Origin of the sequence: Lactonifactor longoviformis, assembly GCF_042848515.1 — a bacterium.
Lineage (GTDB): Bacteria > Bacillota > Clostridia > Lachnospirales > Lachnospiraceae > Lactonifactor > Lactonifactor longoviformis.
In genome coordinates, this window is sequence record NZ_AP031453.1 from 4,405,001 (window position 1) to 4,427,565 (window position 22,565).

General features: G+C 46.1%; 29 protein-coding genes. 1 reads left to right on the plus strand and 28 read right to left on the minus strand.

Going from position 1 to position 22,565, the window contains the following annotated elements:
- Positions 1–75 precede the first annotated feature (75 nt).
- The 3 genes from ACGHCT_RS20075 to ACGHCT_RS20085 all read right to left on the minus strand — a co-directional run bounded on the left by ACGHCT_RS20075 (position 76) and on the right by ACGHCT_RS20085 (position 1,080).
- The gene (locus ACGHCT_RS20075; RefSeq protein ID WP_390437313.1) at positions 76–273 is read right to left on the minus strand and encodes a DUF1778 domain-containing protein; all 198 of its coding nucleotides are present in this window, start codon (positions 271–273) and stop codon (positions 76–78) included.
- An 81-nt stretch (positions 274–354) separates the two neighbouring features.
- On the minus strand, positions 355–501 hold the full coding sequence (locus ACGHCT_RS20080) for a hypothetical protein (RefSeq protein ID WP_390437314.1): 147 nt from the start codon (positions 499–501) through the stop codon (positions 355–357).
- A 168-nt stretch (positions 502–669) separates the two neighbouring features.
- Positions 670–1,080: a PH domain-containing protein gene (locus tag ACGHCT_RS20085; RefSeq protein ID WP_390437315.1), complete on the minus strand. Its 411-nt coding sequence runs from the start codon at positions 1,078–1,080 to the stop codon at positions 670–672.
- Between the two features lie 142 nt (positions 1,081–1,222).
- Here ACGHCT_RS20085 and ACGHCT_RS20090 point away from each other — a divergent pair, with 142 nt between their 5' ends.
- Entirely contained in the window at positions 1,223–1,465 is a 243-nt protein-coding gene (locus ACGHCT_RS20090; RefSeq protein ID WP_390437316.1) for a helix-turn-helix domain-containing protein, read from the plus strand.
- A gap of 117 nt (positions 1,466–1,582) precedes the next feature.
- Here ACGHCT_RS20090 and ACGHCT_RS20095 read toward each other — a convergent pair whose 3' ends face one another.
- From ACGHCT_RS20095 to ACGHCT_RS20215, 25 genes are all read right to left on the minus strand, one after another.
- Positions 1,583–2,857: a glucosaminidase domain-containing protein gene (locus ACGHCT_RS20095; RefSeq protein ID WP_390437317.1), complete on the minus strand. Its 1,275-nt coding sequence runs from the start codon at positions 2,855–2,857 to the stop codon at positions 1,583–1,585.
- Between the two features lie 3 nt (positions 2,858–2,860).
- Positions 2,861–3,106: a hypothetical protein gene (locus tag ACGHCT_RS20100; RefSeq protein ID WP_390437318.1), complete on the minus strand. Its 246-nt coding sequence runs from the start codon at positions 3,104–3,106 to the stop codon at positions 2,861–2,863.
- Between the two features lie 57 nt (positions 3,107–3,163).
- Entirely contained in the window at positions 3,164–3,475 is a 312-nt protein-coding gene (locus tag ACGHCT_RS20105; RefSeq protein ID WP_390437319.1) for a serine/threonine protein kinase, read from the minus strand.
- Positions 3,476–3,547: 72 nt separating this feature from the next.
- On the minus strand, positions 3,548–4,600 hold the full coding sequence (locus tag ACGHCT_RS20110; protein ID WP_390437320.1) for a reverse transcriptase domain-containing protein: 1,053 nt from the start codon (positions 4,598–4,600) through the stop codon (positions 3,548–3,550).
- A gap of 335 nt (positions 4,601–4,935) precedes the next feature.
- A complete protein-coding gene (gene avd, locus ACGHCT_RS20115) occupies positions 4,936–5,334 on the minus strand; it encodes a diversity-generating retroelement protein Avd (RefSeq protein WP_390437321.1) in 399 nt (132 codons plus the stop codon).
- A gap of 42 nt (positions 5,335–5,376) precedes the next feature.
- Complete coding sequence (locus ACGHCT_RS20120; RefSeq protein WP_390437322.1) at positions 5,377–6,474, minus strand: SUMF1/EgtB/PvdO family nonheme iron enzyme; 1,098 nt, start codon at positions 6,472–6,474, stop codon at positions 5,377–5,379.
- Positions 6,474–6,920, minus strand: coding sequence for a hypothetical protein (locus ACGHCT_RS20125; protein ID WP_390437323.1), 447 nt, complete (start codon positions 6,918–6,920; stop codon positions 6,474–6,476). Before ACGHCT_RS20125 ends, ACGHCT_RS20120 begins: the two co-directional genes overlap by 1 nt.
- A gap of 3 nt (positions 6,921–6,923) precedes the next feature.
- Complete coding sequence (locus tag ACGHCT_RS20130) at positions 6,924–7,985, minus strand: hypothetical protein (RefSeq protein ID WP_390437324.1); 1,062 nt, start codon at positions 7,983–7,985, stop codon at positions 6,924–6,926.
- A 21-nt stretch (positions 7,986–8,006) separates the two neighbouring features.
- Complete coding sequence (locus tag ACGHCT_RS20135; RefSeq protein WP_390437325.1) at positions 8,007–9,053, minus strand: siphovirus ReqiPepy6 Gp37-like family protein; 1,047 nt, start codon at positions 9,051–9,053, stop codon at positions 8,007–8,009.
- A gap of 2 nt (positions 9,054–9,055) precedes the next feature.
- Positions 9,056–10,006: a hypothetical protein gene (locus ACGHCT_RS20140; protein WP_390437326.1), complete on the minus strand. Its 951-nt coding sequence runs from the start codon at positions 10,004–10,006 to the stop codon at positions 9,056–9,058.
- Between the two features lie 4 nt (positions 10,007–10,010).
- Positions 10,011–13,121, minus strand: coding sequence for a phage tail tape measure protein (locus ACGHCT_RS20145; protein ID WP_390437327.1), 3,111 nt, complete (start codon positions 13,119–13,121; stop codon positions 10,011–10,013).
- A 278-nt stretch (positions 13,122–13,399) separates the two neighbouring features.
- Positions 13,400–13,756 (minus strand): hypothetical protein, encoded by a 357-nt coding sequence (locus ACGHCT_RS20150; RefSeq protein WP_227275415.1) that lies wholly within the window; start codon positions 13,754–13,756, stop codon positions 13,400–13,402.
- A 66-nt stretch (positions 13,757–13,822) separates the two neighbouring features.
- Positions 13,823–14,398 carry a hypothetical protein gene (locus ACGHCT_RS20155; protein ID WP_390437328.1) on the minus strand — a complete coding sequence of 192 codons (576 nt, stop codon included), beginning with the start codon at positions 14,396–14,398 and terminating at the stop codon, positions 13,823–13,825.
- Positions 14,395–14,772 (minus strand): hypothetical protein, encoded by a 378-nt coding sequence (locus ACGHCT_RS20160; RefSeq protein ID WP_227275417.1) that lies wholly within the window; start codon positions 14,770–14,772, stop codon positions 14,395–14,397. The genes ACGHCT_RS20155 and ACGHCT_RS20160 overlap by 4 nt, the downstream gene beginning before the upstream one ends.
- Positions 14,769–15,137, minus strand: a complete 369-nt coding sequence (locus ACGHCT_RS20165; RefSeq protein ID WP_237999738.1) for a hypothetical protein — start codon at positions 15,135–15,137, stop codon at positions 14,769–14,771. Before ACGHCT_RS20165 ends, ACGHCT_RS20160 begins: the two co-directional genes overlap by 4 nt.
- A 38-nt stretch (positions 15,138–15,175) precedes the next feature.
- The gene (locus tag ACGHCT_RS20170; protein ID WP_390437329.1) at positions 15,176–15,445 is read right to left on the minus strand and encodes a hypothetical protein; all 270 of its coding nucleotides are present in this window, start codon (positions 15,443–15,445) and stop codon (positions 15,176–15,178) included.
- Positions 15,429–15,740, minus strand: a complete 312-nt coding sequence (locus tag ACGHCT_RS20175; RefSeq protein WP_227275420.1) for a hypothetical protein — start codon at positions 15,738–15,740, stop codon at positions 15,429–15,431. Before ACGHCT_RS20175 ends, ACGHCT_RS20170 begins: the two co-directional genes overlap by 17 nt.
- A gap of 23 nt (positions 15,741–15,763) precedes the next feature.
- Complete coding sequence (locus ACGHCT_RS20180) at positions 15,764–16,987, minus strand: phage major capsid protein (protein ID WP_390437330.1); 1,224 nt, start codon at positions 16,985–16,987, stop codon at positions 15,764–15,766.
- A 28-nt stretch (positions 16,988–17,015) separates the two neighbouring features.
- Positions 17,016–17,786: a head maturation protease, ClpP-related gene (locus tag ACGHCT_RS20185; protein WP_227275422.1), complete on the minus strand. Its 771-nt coding sequence runs from the start codon at positions 17,784–17,786 to the stop codon at positions 17,016–17,018.
- A gap of 4 nt (positions 17,787–17,790) precedes the next feature.
- A complete protein-coding gene (locus ACGHCT_RS20190) occupies positions 17,791–19,080 on the minus strand; it encodes a phage portal protein (RefSeq protein WP_390437331.1) in 1,290 nt (429 codons plus the stop codon).
- 80 nt (positions 19,081–19,160) lie between these two features.
- Positions 19,161–20,822 carry a terminase large subunit gene (locus ACGHCT_RS20195; RefSeq protein WP_390437332.1) on the minus strand — a complete coding sequence of 554 codons (1,662 nt, stop codon included), beginning with the start codon at positions 20,820–20,822 and terminating at the stop codon, positions 19,161–19,163.
- Positions 20,815–21,204, minus strand: coding sequence for a hypothetical protein (locus ACGHCT_RS20200; RefSeq protein ID WP_390437333.1), 390 nt, complete (start codon positions 21,202–21,204; stop codon positions 20,815–20,817). The genes ACGHCT_RS20195 and ACGHCT_RS20200 overlap by 8 nt, the downstream gene beginning before the upstream one ends.
- Positions 21,156–21,611 (minus strand): HNH endonuclease, encoded by a 456-nt coding sequence (locus ACGHCT_RS20205; RefSeq protein ID WP_390437334.1) that lies wholly within the window; start codon positions 21,609–21,611, stop codon positions 21,156–21,158. The genes ACGHCT_RS20200 and ACGHCT_RS20205 overlap by 49 nt, the downstream gene beginning before the upstream one ends.
- A 96-nt stretch (positions 21,612–21,707) precedes the next feature.
- Positions 21,708–22,070, minus strand: coding sequence for a hypothetical protein (locus ACGHCT_RS20210; protein ID WP_390437335.1), 363 nt, complete (start codon positions 22,068–22,070; stop codon positions 21,708–21,710).
- A 22-nt stretch (positions 22,071–22,092) separates the two neighbouring features.
- The gene (locus ACGHCT_RS20215; RefSeq protein ID WP_390437336.1) at positions 22,093–22,563 is read right to left on the minus strand and encodes a hypothetical protein; all 471 of its coding nucleotides are present in this window, start codon (positions 22,561–22,563) and stop codon (positions 22,093–22,095) included.
- Positions 22,564–22,565: the final 2 nt, after the last annotated feature.

The window sequence follows — 22,565 nt, forward strand, 5'->3', positions numbered from 1 at the left end:
CGGACCCTCACGCCGCCCATGGTCAGCGTGGCCGTTTTAGTTGCCGGGCGGTCCTGCTGCCGCCCCGGCTCCTGCTTACTCGGTTTTTCCCATTCTTTCATCAATGGCCTGGGCAATAAATTCATTTACGCTCTGCCCTGCTGCCTGGGCCGCTTCCTTTATTACCGCCTTTCTACCTTTCGGCACTGTAATTTCTATTCGGTCATAGTTCTTTTTGTTGTACTCATGTTGGTACTTAATTTGGTTAAATTCTTCGCTCTTTGGTCTTGCCATTCTTCCACAATCCTTTTATAATATTTTTAACGGATTGGGCGGTTTTGGCAAGTCCACCGCCCTTTCTGTTCTCCTTAAAGCCTATTCATTAGGCTTTTCTTTTTTTGCCATGTCCCTTACTTCCTGCACGGCTTTGGCAACCTCTTCCATGGTCTTGCAATTACTGAATTTGTCGGCTACCAGGTTCAAAATGACTTCCATCTGCTTGTCTGTCATGTTCTCGCTCATGTTATCTCCTTTCTATGCTTGCCCATGTATTCGTTAAGTATCTCCCTTAACTGTCTTTATCTTATCACATATCCCGGTATATGTCAATACATATCACGGGATATTTTTATTTTTTTCAAAATAATTATAAAACCCCAACATGCGGCCATCTGCACGTTGGGGCGTTCTTTATCTTCTGCTTTCAATAATAAAAATAATTTCGTTGATTTTTGCCTGGTTCGCATCATTGGACACGCAACGCACCACACGTTCTTTGCCGTCTGCCGTTGTGATAGTCACGCCAATATAGTTTCCCATCTTCTTTTCAAATCCCGTATTTTGAGATACGGCAACAATTTTGTCATACATAAGCGTTTCCGTTTTTGTTTGGCTTCCGTCCTGCTCAAAATAAAGGCAACGCTTTTCTGTTGTAGCCAATACCGCCGTTGAAAATACCAATTTTTCCGCCTGGCCTTTGCCCTGGATGCAACAATCAATCTTTTCTCCCTGCATCAATGTTTTGCCAAATACGTTTTGTGCCATTACCTCTTCAATCGGCTTCTGCTCTTTCGCTTCTTTCTTTTTTCCAAAAAGTCCCATGGTTTCTGTTCTCCTTTGATTGTTTTTATACCATTGATATGTCACACAATATAAAAGTGGACTGGTATTAGTCCCATTGTAACACACATATCCCAATAAAATAAAGCAAAAAGGACTAATATTAGTCCAGAAAGGGAAATCAATGTTGCAAGTGAAGATAAAGGATGATGCCGGAAACATTGTAGGCCGGAATATAAGAAAGATAAGAAAATCACGCCACATGGGGCAAACCGCCCTGGTCCGTGAATTGCAGTTGTTGGATGTTGATATTACCCGTGAAGCACTTGTGAAAATCGAAAGGGGCATACAACACATCCAATTAACCCAATTACGGGGCATCCGGGATGTGCTTCATACCACCTATGAAGAATTATTGGACAAATAGCGGAATGTAAAAAGGACACGCCTTTTATTGACGTGTCCCTTATTCTTTGTGATACATTATTTTCCTTGCTTTTTGCCTGGATGTGTTCCATAAGGCGGTAATTGTTTACTGGTTACATTATTTCAACATTGCGTTGACTTTCGCCTGGACCTGGGAATAATTATACCCGGCCGCTTCCAGGCGTTTCTTTCTGTCGGCTCCATTGCCCCACTTTCCGGCAATAACCTCTTTGGCTACCTCTGCCACGCTCTTTGATGGTGTGGCGGTGACTTTGGCCAACTGGTTTACCTTTGCCTGGACTTCGGAATAATTATACCCGGCCGCTTCCAGGCGGTTCTTGCGGTCTGTGCCATTGCCCCATTTTCCGGCAAGCACTTCCTTGGCCACGGCTTCCACGCTCTTTGTGGCTGCCTGGGTTGTGGTGCTTTCCTTGTCATACTTCGGAACGCCATAGCCACGAATATAACGGCCGTTCACGGCCAGGGTGCGGCGTTTCACTGCATTGGAGTAATTGCCCTCAATAACGGTAATCTTTCCATTGCTTACCTTTTCGACAATGCCCACATGGTCCGGCCATCCGGCATTATCCCCCTTGCCCGTATCGTTCCAATCATAAAAAATGATTTCCCCAGGGTTCGGTGTTCTGTTATCGCTTTCCACCCATTCGCCCAGGGCCTTAAATAAGGCAATCATTTGACCGCATCCGCACTCTGTTGGGATAATATCCGTAAGGCCACACTTGATGGCCACGGCGGAAACGAATGTGGCACACCAGGCATCCGTGTATTTCACTTTGTAACCCCTGGCAAGTGGTTTGTGCCCGTTATATACATCAATGATGGCCTTGTGCGTTCCTGCCGCTTCACTTCTGCCAATCCAGGCACGGGCCTGTGCAATCACGGCACTTGCTAATTTTGCCATATTATCTTCCCCCTTTGTGTCATACTGCTGCAAATTGTACTGCTCCAACACTCGCATGGTGTTTTCAACGTACTTACTACTTGTGGCGTACCCGTCCGCCTTGATGGTTTCCAGGTATTCCTTGGGGTCTGTAATGCCCCTCAAATTGTGATACCGGGATAACTGGATAAACTCAAAATATCCTTTCACACCCTCTTCCATGTTGTCATACACACGGAAATTGTCCTTAATTTGCGTAAGGGTTCCCGGCGTGTATTCTTCCATGGTGGAAAGGTTTACGCTTTTCCCGGTCCATTTTGACCCACATTTAAGGCCAAAATAATTGTGGTACACGGCGGCCAGTTTGCTTTCGCCCCAGGCACTTTCCAGGATGGCCTGGGCAATAATCGGACTATGTACCAGGATGCCGTAAGCACTGGCGTATTTCGCCACATGCCCGGCTATTGCCTTAATAAATTCCTGCTTGTCCATCTGCTACACCTCTTCTGCTTCCACTTCAACTTCTGTGTCCACTTCGATAACTCCGGCGTTGCTTGCATCTGTCAAGCCCTCGCCAATGATGTAAGCAACAACGGAAGCCCCTGCCATAATGAGTGCCGTTACCTGGGTTGCGGTGCTTTCGGCTCCCCCGGTTGCTACAATCATCATGGAAACAAAAGATGCTACCGCCGTCCATAACTTACGGCTTGTGAGTTTTCTAACCCAGTTGATGTTTTTCATGGTGTGTTTCTCCTTTCGCTTTTTCTTTATTCCAAAAGCCTTGTGGCTTGTGGGCGTTTAGTCCAGGGCTTTTATACCCTGCTCAATAAGGAAGTCTTTTTGCTCATGCTTTACTTTTCGTGCATATTCCAACGCCGCTTCTGTTTCGCCGTTGCAATGGCCGTTTTTCAACGCCGTTGCGGTGGCTTCTCCCAGTGCGATTGATGCCATGGTGCTTTTGATAATGAGAATTTCGTTTTTCTCACGCATTTTTTCCTTTTCTTCAAGTTTCGCCTGGTTTTTCTTTATCTTCTGTTCAATCCAAAAGAAACATAAACCCGTCACGGCACTTGGCACGCCCATGGCAATAATCAACGTCTGCAAATCCATATTTCACACCCCCTTACTGCCTAAATTTCATACTGGTATGATACGCCCCTGGGTCTTAAAATTCTGACCCACTTACCCAGGCACCACCAGGCCGCTTTCTGTCTGCTCATATTCCCAAAACAACAAATCATATTCTATGGCTTTCGTAAGGTGGTAGGTGTCCGCATGGCCCATGTGGCCAATCCTACTTTGGTATTTGCGGTTAAACTGCTCCCGGTCCAATTCTCCGGCTTTCAATGCCTTAACATCTTTCTTTAACCGTCTGACGGACCCCTTGCGGACTTTCCTATAATTTGGATGGTGGATATATCCGCAAAAATCAATCCCATTTCCGGCATAAAGGATGGTGCTTTTCGGATTTATGTGCAATTTCATTTCCTCTTCCAAAAATTCTTCAATCCGTTTCTGCCATTCCCGTAACTGGTTAAGGTCCGGGGATAAAATCACAAAATCATCCATATAACGGATGTAATACGGGGCGTGTAAGGTATGCTTCACAAACTTGTCCAGGCGGTTGCCGTACACATTGGCAAAGGTCTGACTTGTGAGGTTGCCCACCGGGATGCCCACGCCGTCCGGCAATATGCCGTTTCTGTCTATAATGTCATCCGTAAGGCGTAAAACATTCTTGTCCCCTATGTACCGCCGGATTTCATCCTTTAGGCCATCATGGGGAATGGATGCAAAGTATTTACTTATGTCCCCTTTAAAGGCATAAATCCGTAACCCGTCCCGGTCCATAAGTTCATACATCCACCCGTATAATTGATTACTGGCGGCGTGCATCCCTTTACCCTCACGGCACGCATAGGAATGGTAATAAAATCCCCTCTCAAATACCGGGCCAATGATGTTTATAATCATGTGCTGCACCACTCTGTCATAGAATGGCAGTGCCATGATAAGCCTTTCTTTTGGCTCCCATACCTTGAAAACGGTATAATTTCCCTGGTTATATGTAAGTGTTTGCAGTTCTTCCACTGCCCTCAATAGTTCCTCTTCCTTTGACATAGAAAACGCCAATACCTCTTCACTGTACCGCTTGCACTTTGCAGCCTGGTGGAATGAGGTATTGGCATTGTCAAAGGTGCATATCTTTTCATGCAATCCCTTTTCTGTTTTCATTGTTTGCCCTACCAATTTTCAAATTTTATATTCTACTCAAAGGCGGTGCCTTTGTTAGTTTGTCCGGGTGTGCCCCGGAACGGGAAAACCGTCTGACTTATCAAAAAGGTTAGATAAATCTTTGCCAGTAACCACTTGGGTTTCTGTGTCTGTAATGGTTTTCAAGTCACACACGCACCACACGCCAATGTTCGTGTTGACGTTCCACGGGTAATTGTTGCAGTTGACCGCACGGGAACCGCAGTGAACGCCGTTGTTCCAATTGCCGCCGCCAATGAGGGCGTGCAAGCCACACGAAACATGCAGTGCGAATTAACAGTTTCCCCATATATTTATTATTTCCATTTTCCATCTTTCACGGCTTCGATAATGCCGCCCGTTATCTTGCCGATTTCTGCCAGGTGTCGGCTTGCCACTTCATAGCGGTGTTTGCTCATGGCTTTATATTCCAGGTCATAGGATAGGCGTATGAGTGTTTTTAAAAATTGCAATTCCACATCCGCATTGTAAATGTGGCTTTTGGTCCCGGTTTTCTTGAAACGGATAATGCTTTTTAGCATTTCAAACATTGCCGTCTTAATCTGTGTCTGCAATGCAAATTTCTCAAACTTCGGAAACTGGGCCAACACTGGGTAAATGTATTTGAGGAAATCATAAACTTTTTGGTATAGCACCATACTGTCCATGTATGGGTCCGCCGTTTTGTTGGTGGTGTTCTGTTTATTTTCTGCCATTGTTTTTACCTCATAGGGTGGGCTTTCGCCCACCCAAACAGATTACAGACTGTCACACACGCACCACACGCCAACGCCCGCGTAGACGCCCCACGGGTAAAGGTTGCAGCTGACCGCACGGGAACCGCAGTGAACGCCGTGGTTCCAATAGCCGCCGCCAATGAGGGCGTGCAAGCCAGTTGCCGAATACATGTAAGCCTGGCCATAACCACTGAACACGTCATGCCATGCCCCAGTTGTGGCGGTAGGGTCATGCATCAATTCGTTAAGCCACTTCCAAACATTTCCCACCAGGTCGCAGATATTCAACGCACTTACGGCGTTTGCAATCTGTCCAACGGTTGTTCTTGCAGTGTTGGTTGTGGCTGTCCATCCGTTTGTATTGGAAGCATCTAAGCCCTGGGGGCTTCCGTCTGCTGCCACGGTAAATTCCATGTAGTCCGGCAATCTCTTACCCACTCGGCGTGCCCTTTCCCCGGCAATATACCAGTTAAGGCCCTCGGTGCCCGTGATAGGCGTGCCGCCATATACGGATTGCAAACCGTTGGCACCATCATCACTGGAAAGGTAAATATCTCCCCATAATGCGTTCCCCAGGTAAACCATGCTGGATGGCTCACATTTAGGGCGGTGCTTTGTGGTCCAAACGGAATTTGGGATAATATCCACACGGGTATTGCTTTCCCAACCGCTACCACGCACGGAACCGCTTGTGTTGATTGCCTGGCCGTAGTCATCCACATTTCTCACACGGCCATAGTGGAAGCCGCCCAGTTTACGGGTGTTTGTATCGTCCCAGGCATCCCCATCCGGCCAGGAAGAGTTTAAGGAAATCAAATAGATTTCGTCCTGGTCATCCGTGCCAGGGTCGCAAATGTAAATATAATAGTCACTACCATGGGCAAAATCACTTCCCTGGTCCAAATTGGCTTTGGTAAGTGCGGTTTCCACGGTCTTGAAAACGGATGTTTCGCCCACCGCAATAACGCATCCGCCCATCACGGTAACTTCTCCCTTGGCGGTGTACTGGATATACTGCTTTTCCGGGGCCACAATGTCGGAAATGGCTGCCATCTTGGCCACCGTGATTTTTGCACGTTCATCCGTCATGTTTTCGTCATAAACAAATAATCTACTCATTACGCCAACGCTCCTTTCATTTCTTCCACTTCTGCTTCTGTGATACCCAGGCGGTCATAATATGTAACTGCTGCCGGGATGAAAACGGTTGTGGTACCCGTCAACAATGCTTTGGAAAGGGTCAAAACAGTATGAACAATCGGCGTTTTGTTCTCTGCAATTTCTTCCTCTGTCTGCTCCAACGTCACTGTTTCCACGGCGTTGATTGTCGGATATACGGAGCCATTTTTTACTTTCTGTTCTGCTGCCGCTTCATTGCAAAACATAATTGTTACGGTCTTTCTGTCCTCGGACATTTCGATTACCGGGCAAGCAATCCAGTTCTGATTTTCCAGTTTTTCAACTGCTGCCAACCAATCTTCTTTGTCCAGGCGGCCCTTTAATACCAGTTTATGGGTATTTACCAGGTCCGACTTGGTTTTGATTACTTTAGGAAATCCTTTCATCCTTTATTCCTCACTTTCTTTTAATAAATATGTGCCCATGTAATTGCCGATATAGGCCATGTTTGTGCCCTCACGCAACGCCACGGTCATTTCGTGCATCAAATCCACATTGTCCACGGAAAACGCCTTTGGAATGGCCATAACGCTTTCCATGCCAGTTTCCAGGATGTAGTCCCCGGCTTCCGTGATATAAAAGCCAATGCCGCTTTCGGAAATTTCTGCCGTCTGCACGGTTCCCGTGGTTGTGTTGGTAAGTGTAACGGTAATGGCTGCCTGGATGGTTTCCAAAAGGTATTCCATGCGGACCTTAAAGGCCATATTGTGTACCTTTGTGGTCAATCCATCAATCTGCATTTGCAGTTTCCCGGCCACATCCCCGGAAAGTTCTGTTTGCTTTTCTTCAAACCACTTATTCCATGCGGCGGCCTGGTCATCCATAAACGCCTGGGTCATTTCGGCATATTCTTCCACAAAATCGGCGTGGTCCGCTTCCATGGATGCCTTTTCCTGGGCAAACCAGGCATTAAACTGGGCGGAAAACTGGTTAAAATCAAAATCCTGGAATTGTGAAGCAATGAAGCCACACACTGTTTCGTCTGCACGTTCATCTGTAATGTTGGCCTGGGTAATCTCCACGGCTCCGGCCGGGATGTAAATGCGTGCAAGGCTCTTTTCCTGGATTGCATCATTGTTTATCAGTTCCGGGGCCTGGGGATTGCTCGAAAATGCCCCCTCTTTGATAAAAATACTTGGCCGCCTTTCCGTTTGGTCATTTCGGATAACAACACGGTCAATTCTTGGCAGTGTACCGCTTGCCTGGCTCAATGTGAGGGGCAAAACGGATGTGTTGTGTATGGTGTGCATATTGATGTATGCGTAACCCGTTTTGGGTCCACCATCCACCTTTACTTCCATGCTGCCGCCCTCTGCCGTAACTTGAAGATGCCCATAAACCACGCCCTCTTTGTAGAAAGGTGCCTTGTCCTGGTTCATATCCTCGCCGTTATATGTACGCTCGGTATCGTTCAAGTCTGTGGCATTGTAAAAAAATCCTCTTACTGCCATGGTCCTTTTCTTCTCCTTTCCTTATTCGTCCCATTTTATCTTTGTGGGTAGGGCATCCCCAAAAGTGGGCACCACATACATGCCCCCGTATTCGTAAACCTCGCAAAGTTCCGTAATTCTAAGGTTCTGTGCGGTGTTCCACTTTTTCTTCTTTACTGTCACAATATCCCCCAGGTCATAGTCTTTTCCGTAGGTAAAATTAACATCCGCTTCCGCTTCGGCTTCAAAGTTTTCAAATACCTTGTTTTCATTAAGGTATTCCTGCCCCCTGGTTTTGAGGGCTGCCAAATACTCTTCATCCGTCATTTCGTCTTTGTTTATGTCTTTGGCATCCAAAAACACTTCTCTAAGGTCAAACCCGGTGCCGCCGCCCACTGTTACATAGATACGGTTTGCACCATCCCCGGCACCGCCCACAATTACCTTGGTTTTCATGGTTGCATCACTGTAGTTGTGCTTTGCCTGGTTCAGATTATCGTAACTTTCGGAAAATATAACCCTTGGATTTTTACCTTGGGCCTGGGTTCTGTTCACTCCCTTGTATGTTTCAAAGGTCATGGTCTTGGTTTTGAAATCCGGCACAATCCTAAAGCCGATTTCTGCATATTTGGCCAACTTCGTGAGGTATTCCAACACATTCTTATAAGTGGCCTGGAATTGTATTTGGGTTGCATCCCCGGTGGTTTCTCCCAACTGCAAAAGCGGCACGGGTTCCATGCGGTTAATCATAAAGTGCATAGCATCTTCCACGGTGCCACTGAAATTAAAAAGCGGCCCGGTCAAACGGTCCTCCAGGTACACGGGTAAAAATATCCCGTTCCTTGTGATTTCGTTTACCAGTGTGCTTTCCTCTTCCGTTTGGTCCCCTCTTATCACGGCGGCTTCCCTTTTGTTGTCCCCTTTGGTTATGATGTTCCCAGGCTGCAAAAGTCTAAGGTTTTCATCCGTAACCGGGCAATGAAGTTCAAAGGTCCCGGCTTCGTAATATTTACGGTGCCACTGTAAGGATGTGTGATTTTCAATGTGCCCCAATCTTCTAAGGTTGCGGTCATAAACATGTATTTCCATAATCACACCCCCAAACATGAAATTCTGTAATAGATAGATACGGAAAGGTAACTGGTTCCCTCTTCTGCTGAATAGGTAATGGTATTGGTGCCGTCCTGCAACTGGATAAAATCCCCGTCCTCGTCCAAATATTCATTGATTACCTGGCCGTATTTTTCAATTACCACGCCCCAATCAATCATTCCGTATGGTGTGCGGTTGCTTTCAATCTCTGCCTGGGTCACGCCGTCCAGTAAATACACATTTTTCTTGCCCGTGTAAGTGTTTATTACCACATACTGGCCGGATGCCATAACAAAATCATTGTCAGTGTAGCCCACCTTTGTAAATTCGCCGCTTTCCGCATGATAGATGGCCGGGTTTTTTACCACGCCATCCGCACGGAATACGGCAATGATGCCGATATTATCGGCACCGCTTTCATTTTCAATTTCCTTTACCAAATCCGCTTCACGGTAGCCAAAAACCACACCCTCTTCCGGGAAGCACGCCGGGAAACGGAAATTGCTTACCCAGGATGCCATTACCACTTCAATATCCGATAAGTCTTTAAAATACGGGTCCGTACACTTCAAAGAAATGGTGTAATCTCTTACCACACCCGTTGTGGCTCCCGGTATGATGCTTTCAACCTCATATTCAATGGTTTTGGCTTCCCCGTTCTCAATATATTGCAGTGTCCCGGTGCGTTTGATGGGGAAACAACGGTATAAAAGGTTTCTGTTTTCTTTGTAATTGCTATCCATTTCCACGGTAAGCACAATGTTTCTTTCCTTTGCCGTTGCCCCCTGGTAGGTGCTTCCGTCCGTTGTGGTGTTCTCTGACGTAACCACGTTGGCTTCAATACCGTAAATGCCCTCAATATCCAGTAAGTGGAACGGGGTAAAATCGTCCCAGGTAAAGGTCATGGCAACATTTTTGTCACTGGTGCATATTACTTTAATATCTGACACGTTTTTACCCCCTTTGTGCTGCTAAAATCATTCTTCTTGTCTGTAACCTGGTCTGTCTTGCCACTTCGTAAGGGCTTAATGCTTTAGGGCTTGTAATGTTAATGGTCTGATTGTAACCACTGCTGCCACTGCCCACATTTTCCAACGCCTGGTTCTTGGCGGTGCCCGTAAGTGGTGTAACAACCGCCTTGCCATTTACCATGCTAAGTAATTCCGGCCCGGCTTCTGCCACCATGGCATCCCCCTCACGCAACACGCCGCCCTTTGCCAATCTCGGCAAGGAAAGTGTGCTGATTTTGCCCAGGGAAACGCCCGGTATCTCGTTTATAATGTCAATTACTCCGTTTATCATTCCAATAAACTTATTAACCACGCCCTCGATTGTAGAAAGGCAACTGTTGATTGCTGATTTAAAGGCATCCCCCACGGCGGAACCAATTTTGGTGCCCACATCCACGAAACAACCTTTGATTTTCCCCCATAACCCGGAAAAGAAAGAAGTCACGTTGGCAAAGGCATTTTTAATATTGGTCCAGGCATTTTGGAATTGTGTGCCAAACCAGGTGGCCACATTGGCCAGGGCGGTTTTAATTTCCGTCCACCTTGCCCCAAACCAGGAACCAATGGCAGAAAATACGCTTGTCACATTGGTATAGGCATTGGTAAACATGGTAAGAAACCAGGATGCCACCAGGGCCAGGGCGTTCTTTATATCCTGCCATCTTGCAGCGAACCAGGAACCGATTGCCGCAAATATACGGGTCACGTTGTTGTATGCGTTGGTAAACATGGTAAGGAACCAGGAAGCAACCAACGCCAGGGCGTTCTTTATATCCTGCCATCTTGCAGCGAACCAGGAACCGATTGCCGCAAATACATTGGTCACATTGGTATAGGCATTGGTAAACATGGTAAAAAACCAGGATGCCACCAGGGCCAGGGCGTTCTTAATGTCATTCCACCTTGCCCCAAACCAGGAACCAATGGCAGAAAATACGCTTGTCACGCCGTTATACGCTTCCGTAAATCGGTCACTGAACCACTGGCCCACGCCCTGGAAAATGGAAACAATGCCGGACCATAAATTTTGGAAAAATTCCTGGATTTTGGCCACCAAATTGTCTATGAAATCACGGAACGCACCGCAGTTGTCATAAAGCAATTTAAAAGCCCCGGCAAACGGGTTGACTATGAATAAAAGTAGGCCCTGCCAGTTGGATTTTATAAACCCAATGAGGGAATTAAATGCGTTTGGTATCGTAACCGTGAAAAAATCGGCTATTGCACCAAATACATTTCCGGCCACCTCTTTGACCTTTTCCCACACGGCAATCACTTTGTTTCGGAAATCCTCATTGGTTGCAAAAAGCGTAATGAGGGCCGTTACAAGTGCCGCCACCACGGTTATAACAATGCCAATGGGATTGGCTGCCATTACCGTGTTAAGAAGTTTCTGTGCTATGGTCATTCCCTCGGTGGTGGCTTTCCATACTTTAAAAGCCGCAATCAATCCTTGTATCATGTTTACAACATTCCACGCCAACATCCCTGCTGCAATTCCGGCAATGATGGAAATTATCATTGGACCGTTCTTTGACACAAAAGAAATAAAACTTTTAATCTTGTCCACAACTGCAAGCACCAGGGTTTTGACCTGGGGGGTTTTCTCCTTAACCTCTGCAATTACATCACTAATCACGGGTTGCAGTTCTTCCCCTATCGGTTTTACCAATTCCGTTTCCAGGTTCCGGCCCAGTTCCGTTATTTGGTTGCCAATATCGTTGTATTTGTTCTCGTTGATTTCTGCCAGGGCATCATTTGTGGTGGAAATCTCCCCCTGGGTGTTTACCAGGGCACGCACGGCATCTTCTCCCAAATCTTCCCACTTGGTACCGTACAAGGTCACGCCTAAAAGATTTCTTTGCACTTCGTCATCACATGCAAAAAGGGCATTGTTTACGGTTGTAAACGCTTCCCTGGCTCCCTCTCCGCCCTCTGCAAACTTCTGTTTCAGTTCATCCGCATTAAGGCCCAACTGTTTAAAAGCATCATCCGCCGTTCCGTCTTTTACTCTGATGCCAAATTCTTTGACGGCATCATTGAGGTAATCAATTTGGAACGTGCCGTTTTTCGCACCGTTGGCCATCATGTTAAATGCTTCCTCGGCGGAAATACCCAGGTCTGCATAATAAGTGGCGTATTCTGCCAACTGGTCTGCCAGGTCCCCGTTTTGGTTCAAGCCATTTTGGGCACCCTGGGCCAAAAGGTTATATGCTTCCTCGGCGGAAATGCCAAACTGTTTCATCATGGCATTAACGCCCCGGATGCCCTCGTTTACGTCAATATCAAAGGTATCACGCATTAAAAGGGCGGTTTCCGTGGTTTTCTGCAACTCTTCATCCGCAAGGCCCGTTTGCTGCTTCACGGCTGACATGGCGGTGGCTATATCGTTAATATCCTCGCCAAAATTGTTTTTGTATATATTCAAAAGGGTTTCTTCCAACCCCTCAACCTCGGCATCTGCTGCCCCGGTCTGTGTGATAACTGTATTTAATGCCTGGTCACAATCCGTTTCAAACTTCGTGGCGTATGTAGCGGCGGCCACAAATCCGGCCCCCAGGGCGGTTGCGGCGTTTTTTGCTGCATCCGTCAAGCCATCCAGTTTTTCGTCCAGGGATGCCGCTTTTTCCTTGGCATCTTCCAGGTCTTTCCCGGACAACTCGGCTTTCTTTCCCAGTTGTGCAATGGCTGTGTCTGTCTGCTTTGCCGCTTCCTCTAAATCGGCCAATTCCAGGCTTGTTTTTTCAACTTCACGTTTTAAAGCCCGGTACTGCGCTTCTGAAACCTCGCCTTTTTTAAACTGCTCCTGCACCTGGCTTTCTGCCGTTTTCAGAATGTCCAATTTCTCTTTGGTTTCTGAAATGGCATCTTTTAAAAGGTTTTGCTTTTGCGTAAGGGCTTCCGTGTTGGTGGGGTCCATTTTCAAAAGTTTATTGACTTCTCTAAGTTCGGCCTGGGTGTTTCGCACTTGCTTATTGACACCGCCCAGGGCCTTGTCAAGTTTCGTGGTATCTCCACCAATTTCTATGGTTATGCCCTTTATGTTATTGGCCATATATTAACCCCCTTTCTTCTTGAAATTCTTACGCAATCCCTCACGGTCCGGCTTGGTCTGCTCCATTCTCCAACAATTCTTTAGATATTCTCGGCCCTCTTCTGTTTGCGAATTTTCAAAAATCATGGCTTCACGCATAAAGAAAAGGTATGTATCAATTTCCATGTCCTGGACTTCGTAAATATCTATATGGCAATAGTCCATTACCAGTTTTTCCGGCCGTGTAAGAAGTTCGTATGGCACATCATCCCCTTTATCTCTTGGATAAAAGGGAATTGTTAGTTTGGGTCCATCTTTAATTCATCCACAAAGTCCATGTATGCTTTGAGGATTTCGGAACACTCTTCAATGTCATAATCTGACATTTCCTCGGCGGTCACTTTTACTTTGTTCATGTTGTTGTTCAATACTGCTGCCAGTAAATCGTAAATGGCTTCTGTATCTTCCACGGTGGCGTTCTCTTCGTCCAGGTTTTCCAGTGTCTTAATGGCTTCAAAAACCTTTTTCTGTGGCATACGCACAATGATTTTTTTGCCCTTTTCAATCACATTGCCGTCCTCGTCTGTCTTGTCTTTCAGAGTGAATGGCCAAAAGGTTCTTTTGAGTTTGTTGCAATTAAATTCTTTTACTGCCATGGTGTCGGCTCCTTTCTAACAAATAAGCGGCCTGGGTGGTTGTCCCTGGCCGCTTGTCATAAATGTTTAAGCAGTTTCTTCCCCTGCTGCGGCGGTTTCGTCCATATCCTCTTCATAAAGGATAAGGGTGCCCTCTTTGTCCATAGGCTGTGCCTTAAACTCTGCATCAATAACGGTTTCACTGTCTTTTGCAAAGGCAATGGTAAATCCTGCCTGGTTGTTACCCACAATGGTAACTCTCACATCCCCGTCCACATCATCCTTGTGGACAAAGTGAATAACGTATTTCTTGCCAGTTGCGTTGGCAATGCCGCCGATTTTTACAATACGCTTTTTCTTTGCCGCATCCTCTGTAACCCTTGCGGTCTGACATAATTTTTCAAGCGTAGTGCCGCACCATGTCATAATGCCGGATTTCAAGGTTGCTTCCTCTTCGGTAATGATTACCTTGGACACCTTGCCCATATCGTCCTTGGCTTCATAGAAAGATGGTGCATACTCAATTTCTGCACCGCCTTTAATGTGGCCCAGGCGGTTTTCTTCTGTTTCCAACTCTTCGTTGGTAGGCAGTTCCTTGTCTGTGCCCTCAAATTCGGTACAATACAAATCTCCACTGCCTAAAACAATGCTCTCTTTGTTCATGCCTTGTTTGCTCCTTTCTTTTTGGTAAGTAAGCCCGTCACTTCAAAGGCCGTTTGGTAACATTCTTCATCCGGGATGGGTGCCAAATATACTTCACACTCCACATCCGGGAAAACCTCATTTTCCAAATTCTCCACCAGGGTTTCACGTTCCTGGTCATCCCCGGCGGTATAAAGTTCCAGGTCAAAATCTTTTGCTTTTAAATTGTTCAGATTGTCCGCCCCTCGGTTGGTTTCATGGGGTAATAAGTAAACCAGGTAAGGAAGCGGTGGCACCGGGTCATCAACGGTTCCCTCAAACGCATTTTTGGTAATCGGAACGCCGTATTTTTCCCCAAACGCCTTGGCTCTTTCCACTAACTTTTCAACTGTCATTTGCTTATCTCCCTTACACGCTTTCCAATATTTGAAATGGCCAACTGCTCCACAACGTCATAGGTAGGCTTAATGTGTTCATACGCCTTAACTCTGCCGCCGTTCCGGCTTTGGTGCCCCTTTTCCAGTAAGTGGGTCAAGCGGTAATGCTTTTTGTTATACACACTGTATTGTTCCGTCATAATCTCGGATGTGTATTTGCCTTTCCTCAATTTGCTATCCCAATCCTTGGTATAACCGCCCGTTCTTTCCTGGTACGGGCCGCCCTGCCGCAACATTTTGGCTGCGGTTTCGGCGGTTTCTTTGACCGCTTCATTTACCGCACGTCTTAAATCCCCATTCGCCCAATCTTTCAGTTGCTCCACAATCTCCTGGTCCAAATTCTCCGGGGTGGCTTTTACAATCAATTCCTTGTACCTATCCTTTCCCCGGCATAAAGTTCAACTTTTCCGTTGTTCTTTGGTCCGTATGTGCGGTAAATGGCGTATTTGTTGCCATCCACCATAATTTCTGTTTGGTTCTCATATTCAAACCCCCAAACTTCCACCATCATGTCCGCTTTGTACCCTTTTTGCCCTGCTGCCGCAAATTCATCACGGCCAACCGGGTTGATTTCTCCAAATACTTCGCTTTCCAGGTATTCCGTTTGGTTTTTCTTAATTAACAGTGTCACTATTGCTTCTATGGTAGCCACCACCTTTGATTTTGGTACATATCATGTCATAGGATGCCATTAACTCTGCATGGTTCTCCGGGTTGCCAAAATTGGCCTTGGCGTAAAGCAATGCGGCTTCGATAATTAAGGGGTCCTTAATATTCGCTTCGTCCAAATATGAGGAATGGACCCCAATACGCTTTAAGTCTGCAAGGGCAACCTCTACAAGTTGCCCCACATCCTGGTCCAAATCGTCTTTTGACGTTTTTCTTATCCTCAATTTGGCTTTAGCAATTAACTCTTCCTTGGTCATGCTCTGCCGCCTTTCCTGCTACTTTATGCGGTAGGGTTCTTTACACGGATAAAGCCGTTTTTCGCAACCACGTTTCCGCCCATGAACACATCCGCACGGTAAGCAATCTGTCCCTGCTTGAATTTGTAATGCTCGGATTTTCTTGCATCAATATCAGAGAAAATGGCAACCTCATAATTGCTCAAATGGCCGTATGCCATTGCGTAACTGTCGGCTGCACCGCCGATTTCGGCACATGCGGAATTGATGATGTAAGGCACTTCATCAATGGTTCCAGTGTTGCCGTGGTTCTTGATGGTGTAAACCTTGCGGCCGTTCTTATCACGCAACTTGGCAAACTTTTTGAGGTCTTTCTTGTTGAGGATAAGCACGGCAATATCTTCCACATTCTCGTCCCCACCGTAGGAATAAATAATTTCATCCAGGGTGCCGTCATCAATGGCGGTAATGGTTGTAATGTCTGTTGCCGGGTCAATTACCTGCTCTTTTGCTTCCGTAGGATTGAAGAAAATACCACGGAATTTTCCAGTGCCACCAGGACCCACCAAAATCTGACGGGATGCGTAACGCTTGATTGCACGGGTCACGCTCTCTTCCACAACACTGTCATAGTCTGCATCCGGCAATTTAACCATTTCTTCCGGTTCTTCCGCATACGCCGTGATTTTCTCACGCACGATTTCCGCATAGTTAAATTCCGGCTCGGAAACATTATAGTCCGCATTTTCGGCGGTGCTTCCTGCTCCGTCCCCGTAGGAAACAACATAAGGACGTTTGTAACTCTCTCCACCCGGAAGCGGTACCGTCTTTACACGGTCAATGAGGGAAGAAACATTGTTGAACGCCGGGGAAATCTCCGGGCTGACATGCTGTGTCATGGCCACGTTTTCCGTTGTTAAGGCGTTACGGGGATTTACCAGTGTTTTTGCCTGGTATTTAACCCCCAGGCCATCCTTTAACGCCTTTCCGCTTTTTGCTCTTGCCTGGTTCTTAGGCTCTGCCCCACTCTCTCCCGGCTTCTTGCCGTCATCCATAGGGTCATCTGCTCCGGCTGCCATTGCGGCTGCCATCAACTCTTCACGGCCTTTGATTTCGTCCAGGATTTCGCCAATAATCTTGGCTTCGTCCATGGCATCCGTCAAATCCTTGCCGGAAAGGTCCTTGGCCATCTTCCCCAGGTCCGCCAAACGGGCTTTGAGGTCTTTTTTATTCATGGCCATCAATTCTTCTCTTGTCTTGAATTTCATGTTTTTAATCTCCTTTCATATTTGCCCATTACCCCATGTGGGATATGGATAACTGAATAATTTTGTTACGCATTTCCTGGTCTGCTGCCTGGCCCTGCTGCCCTGCGGCTCCCTGGTCCTGCAAAAGTTCCTTTGGTGCATTGTTGCAGTACATTTTTGTGTAGTCCTGCACCGCTGCCGCCACCTGGTTTTCTTCTCCAACCTTTACTTTGAAATACTGGGCCGCCTGGCTTCCGTTCAACCAGGTTTCCGCTTCCATCAATTCCTTAATGGTTTCAATGGTCACGCCCTCGGCCAAATGTTCTTCGTAAATGTTTAAAATTCCAACCTCTATGCTTTCCAATGTGTCCGCCATCTTCCGCAACTCAATGGCATTGCCCTCACACAACGCCCACGCCTTGTGTATCATCAAATAGGCGTTTGACGGTATGGTTGGCATGTCACTGTCCACAAACGGAAGCACGGATGCAATGGACCCGGCCAGGGCATCCACATATACATGTTTTTTGCCCTCGTAGCGTTTCAGCATGTTGTAAATTGCGATACCTGCGAAAACGGAACCGCCGCCGGAATTGATATAAATGTTTAAGTCCCGGCCGTTTGCTTCTGCCAGGAAATTCTTTATTGCTTCCGGGTACTGGTCCTCTTCCTGCCATGCTCCCCACCAATCACTTACTATGTCCCCGTAAAAATAAAGGTCCACGGAAGTTTCTGTGGCGTTTTTAAATTCATAGAATTTTCCAACGGTGGCGTTCTTGGCGTTTTTGCAAGCCACAAACTGTTTGGCTCCCTTTGGCATTTCCTTAACCCCCTTTCATAGCTTCAAAATAGGCACGGGCCGCCGCTTCCATTGCCTTGCGTTGCTTATCCTGGGGCGGTTCTTCTTTGCTGCCGTCCTTTCCGACTTGGTAAAGGCTTTGGTCCCCTGCTTTTACATAGTTAAGTGACACCATCCTTACGTCCCCATCTTCTACCGGGCCATAGTACATTAACGCTCTGTATTCGTTTATTGTCATGGCTCCACGGTCAAACATGTTTCCGCCTATGGTGTCCCTGGTCTGTAATGTGGCATACTGCAAAAGATTGGCGGTAAACTCAATCTTGTTGCCATATCCAATTTCCCTTGGTGTAAGAAGTTTGTATGTAAACTCATACCCCAACTGGATTGCCACGGGTTCAATGACATTTTCATAAAATGAAATCCATTCCTGGTCTGATAAGGTGGATGTAAGCACCTTTTCATTTACGCCGTAATAGCGGTAAACATTATCCCGTAGGAATGTAATTTGGTTTGTCGGCACGTTGGGGGTCCGTTGGCTGATTTCCTTAAATTCCACGGTACTGTCAATGGCTGCAATGCCCCCGGCGTTGTCGGCGTTCATATAGGCTTCCTGGAAGTCCTTGGCAATCTGTTTCAATTCCTCATTGTCTGCCAGGTTGTTGTATTTCAAATATCCGGCAAGGGCATTGGAACGGTTGACAATGTTCTTTACTGTTTCGCCGGATGTTTCTATGAGGTCCAGGCTTCGCTTTAACTCAATATCCGGGGAAGTGCCCAGGAAACGCTTTTTGTTATACCGGGCCTTTAAGTGTATAACGCACTGATACGGAACCGTGTATGTTTCCCCGTCATAGTCCCAACGGAAACGGAAAAGGATATTGTGCTTGTCATCCTCAAAAATACGAAAACTTTTCGTTGTGATTGGTTGGATGCTTGTTACTCTTGTAAAATCTTCATTCCAAAAAATCACGGAAAAGGAATTGGACGTATATACCAAATCAGATGCAATCCTATACAAAAAATCATAGGTTGACATTTCCGGGCACGGCCTTAATTTCAAAAGCCTTGCCAGGTAATCATTTTTTATAACCATGCCCTTTTCATCCTTTCGGACTACCTGGGGCGTGAGTTTTCCCACGTTCTTTGCAATGGCATCCGCAATGGCTCCAACAATATCATTGTCCCGTAGGGTCCCGGTTGGCACATACTCGCCACGGCTCAATAAAAGCGGTCTGTATTTCGCTCTAAAGGCTCGCATTACATTTGCGATAATTCCCGTAATATTACCCCCTTTCCTCAAAAATAGGTCCATGGAACACATCCATGGACCTATTGTAAATTTATTGGTGTTAAAATTCTGACCCACTTTAAAATCCTGCTGCCGGGCCGTTTTTACGCCGCTTCATTCATTAGTTTTTTACCAATCTCACTGTGATATTTTGATACCATGGTCATTGCATCAAACACGGAAACGGCACCGTCTATTCTCATACGCTTTTCAATCTTTACGGGCTTCATGCGGCTATCATTCATATTGATTTCCACGGCCACGTTGAGGAAATGGGAAGCCAAAAGGGTGTTATCTCCCAGGTTATACTTGCCATCCTTTAAATCTCCCTCAAACTGGTTAAGTATTGGCGTGAGGTTCGTGCCCTGGTAAACATCATCCGTTTGGAACCCGGCCATTTTCAGTTCGTCCACCAGGTACCCGGCACTATAACGGTCATATCCGATTTTTAGCGGACGGATTTTATAAACCTTTACCAGTTCGATAAACCAGCTATACACATCCTTATAGTCCACCTGGTTTTCCCCGGATATTTGCAAAAATCCTTTTTCTTTGTAAAGGTTGTATGGCACATTATCTTCATTCACTGCAATTTCGTAACGCTTCCGTGGCATGTAGAATTTTGTAATGACATTCCACTTGCCATTCTTCCAAATCACAACGGAAGCGGCGGTTAAGTCTGTGGTGCGTGAAAGGTCTATGCCACCAACGCAATAACATCCCCGGTACTCTTCCAGTGAAACCTTAATATCTTCATTAACTGCCCTCATTACATCCCAGTAATCAAGCCATGCAACACTGGAATTTTGTTTGATGTTGCAGTATTTTGTCAAAAACTCCACTTTCTTTGAAAGGGATGCCTTTGCAATCTCTATCTGCTCAATGTAAAATTCCTCTGAAACAGAAACGCCCAGGTTTGGATTGCTCTTTTTCAATTCCTCTATGGTGTCCCATTTCTCTATATCATCAATCATGTAAAGGAATGGTAATATTCTGCTTTCCTTGGAATTGCCTTTGAGGAATGAGGTAGCACGCCGCATAAGTTCATCATAAATTCCATCATTGATATATCCGGCCGTGGATATGGACAAAATAAGGGGCTGCTTTCTTGCACCCAGGGCGGAAGTCATAACCTCATACTGTTTAAGGCCCTGGTCCCCTGGCCAGGCTTCCATTTCGTCATTGACTACCATTTGAGGGTTGAAACCATCCGACTTTTTGGAGTTAAATGCAATCTTTTTAATGCTTGTGTTAAATTCTTTTATGTAAATATCACTTCGGCGTTTCTTGGTAATGCTATCCAGTTCGTCATCCGCCTGGACAATCTGATAAAAGGCATCATAAACAAGTTCTGCCTGGTCCAGTTTAGGGGCCAGGAAGTATAATTTTGCTCCATATTCTCCATCCACATACGCCATGTATGCGGCTATTGCTGCGGAAAACAATGTTTTTCCGTTCTTACGGGCCACCACAATAAAAACCTCTCTGAATTGTCGGTACCCGGTCTTTTTATCCATAATGCCAAAAATGGCACTTACTATGGCCTTTTGCCATAGTTCAAGTTTAAGTAAGTCATTGCGGCCCTCTGAATGATGGCAAAAGTTTTCTATGAAATTGATTGCCTTGTTGGCTTTTTCTTCGTCAAAGTCCCATTTGCCACTATTCAAACCATCCACCAAAATTTCATAGATGGCCTTTATCCACTTTCCAACTGTAACGGTGCCATTTTGGATGGCTTCCCAGTATTGGAAAATATAATTATCCATTTCTTAGGGCTGCCAATCTGCTAATATTTTTCTTTTCTTTCGGCGGCAAATACTCAATAAGTGTGTGAATAATTGCCGTATATTGGCGTGAATATTTTTCATAAATCGTGGCTGACGGGTGGGCTTTTACGAATTTTTGGGAAGCGTTGACCGTTTCCGTTGTAAGGCCCTCTTTTTTCAATTCTTCTTTCGCCTGGAAGCACGCCACTTTTAAAAACGCCGCTTCCTCAATCAGTGAATTTACAAGGTTTTTCTTGTCCTCGTCATCAATTCCGGCGAACATTGGTTGTAAAAATTCTATCTCTTTTTTTATCCTGGCATTTGTCAGTTTATTTACTCTTTTGGTTGCTTTCTTCTCATTTTTCTTTGTATCTTCTGCCATAATTTAACCCCCCCCTCATATGCGTGCGACCTTGCAGAGTTTTTTTGAGGTAACTCCCTCGGTTCTTTTGAGGGGTACATTTTTCGACCACCCCGGGGGGTGTCCTGCTGCATTGGCGGTAATAATCTTCCATCACTTCCAAAACGATAACGGCCATTGGGCTTGGTCTTGTGTTCTTTGTTATGGCAATCCTCACATACCAGTTCCAGGTTGTCCAGGTTCAATGTGACACTGGCATCATGTATGTTTCCAGGCGTTATATATTCTTTGTGGTGGACAATCACGCCCGGAACAAATTGCCCTGCTGCCTTGCAGCGTTCACATAACCCATTGGCTCTTTTAATCACGGTCTGCCTGGCTCTCTTCCAGGCTGCCGATTGGTAGAAATCCTTTGCATATTCTTTCACTGCTGCCACCATCCTTTCTTCATGGTCAAAGGCTTATAGGTTTACTGCTACCCATAAGCCCATAATAAAACAAATCTTTTCCACATTCTGACCCACTTACTCTTTGGCCATGTCCTCTGTCCTGCTGCCGCCTGGCAACATGTCCATGGTTTCTGCCACCAGTGTTATAAACTCGGTGCGATACTCATAGAATTGTCTGCGGCCACACACGGCATCCGCTATGTATTCATAAGGCGTATTATAAACAATGCTCTTATAAATCTTCTCCTGCATCTGCTTCCGGGCCTTGCCGCTTTGGATATTTCCGCATGAAGCACACAAGGCATCTTCTACCACTGCCGCCGCCATAATATCAAAGGCACTGGCCGTTTTGGTCTTTATTCTCTTTTTTCTTTTCTCGTTGCCTTGTATAATGCTCCTGGCTATCGTCTTAATATCTGCTTCCAATCGGCTGCCCATGTTGCACGCACCCTTTCACTGTTTATTCTTCGTAAATCTTCTTTGAGGTTTCGGAACGCTCAACCTTAATGCTTTCCTTGGCTATCTTTGAAACCTTGGCCTTTACGCCCTGGCCAACGTCAATGGTAATGCCTTTCATGGCCTTGGCTTCTATGGCATCCACCACGGCAAGCATAATATTAACCACCGCTTCGTCCACGGGCTTTTCTGCATTGCTGCCAAATAATTCCGTGATACGGTTCTTGACTTTCTGCACACGCTCTTTGCTCTCTGCGTATTTCTTGGCCTGGTCACAATCACATTTGCATGTAACCGCTTCATCCACCTGGTCCTGGCTCCACCCGGTAAGTGTGTGGACAATCCTGGCCTGGCCGCAAAATCTACATGTGCCCGTTTGGCTCTCCACGCCATCCGGCATTTCCCTTGGTTCCTCTTCCTGCATTTCTCTCAAATCCGCTTCATCAATTTGGTGCCCACCATCTGTTTTTTTCATTG

Bases quoted from the DNA above. Each gene is read 5' to 3' on its own strand.
- ACGHCT_RS20095 (WP_390437317.1), bottom strand. From the start codon at position 2,857: ATGGACAAGCAGGAATTTATTAAGGCAATAGCCGGGCATGTGGCGAAA.
- ACGHCT_RS20075 (WP_390437313.1), bottom strand. From the start codon at position 273: ATGGCAAGACCAAAGAGCGAAGAATTTAACCAAATTAAGTACCAACAT.
- ACGHCT_RS20110 (WP_390437320.1), bottom strand. From the start codon at position 4,600: ATGAAAACAGAAAAGGGATTGCATGAAAAGATATGCACCTTTGACAAT.
- ACGHCT_RS20160 (WP_227275417.1), bottom strand. From the start codon at position 14,772: ATGACAGTTGAAAAGTTAGTGGAAAGAGCCAAGGCGTTTGGGGAAAAA.
- ACGHCT_RS20215 (WP_390437336.1), bottom strand. From the start codon at position 22,563: ATGAAAAAAACAGATGGTGGGCACCAAATTGATGAAGCGGATTTGAGA.
- ACGHCT_RS20185 (WP_227275422.1), bottom strand. From the start codon at position 17,786: ATGCCAAAGGGAGCCAAACAGTTTGTGGCTTGCAAAAACGCCAAGAAC.
- ACGHCT_RS20210 (WP_390437335.1), bottom strand. From the start codon at position 22,070: ATGGGCAGCCGATTGGAAGCAGATATTAAGACGATAGCCAGGAGCATT.
- ACGHCT_RS20155 (WP_390437328.1), bottom strand. From the start codon at position 14,398: ATGAACAAAGAGAGCATTGTTTTAGGCAGTGGAGATTTGTATTGTACC.
- ACGHCT_RS20195 (WP_390437332.1), bottom strand. From the start codon at position 20,822: ATGGATAATTATATTTTCCAATACTGGGAAGCCATCCAAAATGGCACC.
- ACGHCT_RS20135 (WP_390437325.1), bottom strand. From the start codon at position 9,053: ATGGAAATACATGTTTATGACCGCAACCTTAGAAGATTGGGGCACATT.
- ACGHCT_RS20125 (WP_390437323.1), bottom strand. From the start codon at position 6,920: ATGAAAGGATTTCCTAAAGTAATCAAAACCAAGTCGGACCTGGTAAAT.
- ACGHCT_RS20120 (WP_390437322.1), bottom strand. From the start codon at position 6,474: ATGAGTAGATTATTTGTTTATGACGAAAACATGACGGATGAACGTGCA.
- ACGHCT_RS20190 (WP_390437331.1), bottom strand. From the start codon at position 19,080: ATGGACCTATTTTTGAGGAAAGGGGGTAATATTACGGGAATTATCGCA.
- ACGHCT_RS20085 (WP_390437315.1), bottom strand. From the start codon at position 1,080: ATGGGACTTTTTGGAAAAAAGAAAGAAGCGAAAGAGCAGAAGCCGATT.
- ACGHCT_RS20180 (WP_390437330.1), bottom strand. From the start codon at position 16,987: ATGAAATTCAAGACAAGAGAAGAATTGATGGCCATGAATAAAAAAGAC.
- ACGHCT_RS20090 (WP_390437316.1), top strand. From the start codon at position 1,223: ATGTTGCAAGTGAAGATAAAGGATGATGCCGGAAACATTGTAGGCCGG.
- avd (WP_390437321.1), bottom strand. From the start codon at position 5,334: ATGGCAGAAAATAAACAGAACACCACCAACAAAACGGCGGACCCATAC.
- ACGHCT_RS20150 (WP_227275415.1), bottom strand. From the start codon at position 13,756: ATGGCAGTAAAAGAATTTAATTGCAACAAACTCAAAAGAACCTTTTGG.
- ACGHCT_RS20145 (WP_390437327.1), bottom strand. From the start codon at position 13,121: ATGGCCAATAACATAAAGGGCATAACCATAGAAATTGGTGGAGATACC.
- ACGHCT_RS20105 (WP_390437319.1), bottom strand. From the start codon at position 3,475: ATGGATTTGCAGACGTTGATTATTGCCATGGGCGTGCCAAGTGCCGTG.
- ACGHCT_RS20080 (WP_390437314.1), bottom strand. From the start codon at position 501: ATGAGCGAGAACATGACAGACAAGCAGATGGAAGTCATTTTGAACCTG.
- ACGHCT_RS20175 (WP_227275420.1), bottom strand. From the start codon at position 15,740: ATGACCAAGGAAGAGTTAATTGCTAAAGCCAAATTGAGGATAAGAAAA.
- ACGHCT_RS20100 (WP_390437318.1), bottom strand. From the start codon at position 3,106: ATGAAAAACATCAACTGGGTTAGAAAACTCACAAGCCGTAAGTTATGG.
- ACGHCT_RS20200 (WP_390437333.1), bottom strand. From the start codon at position 21,204: ATGGCAGAAGATACAAAGAAAAATGAGAAGAAAGCAACCAAAAGAGTA.
- ACGHCT_RS20130 (WP_390437324.1), bottom strand. From the start codon at position 7,985: ATGGCAGTAAGAGGATTTTTTTACAATGCCACAGACTTGAACGATACC.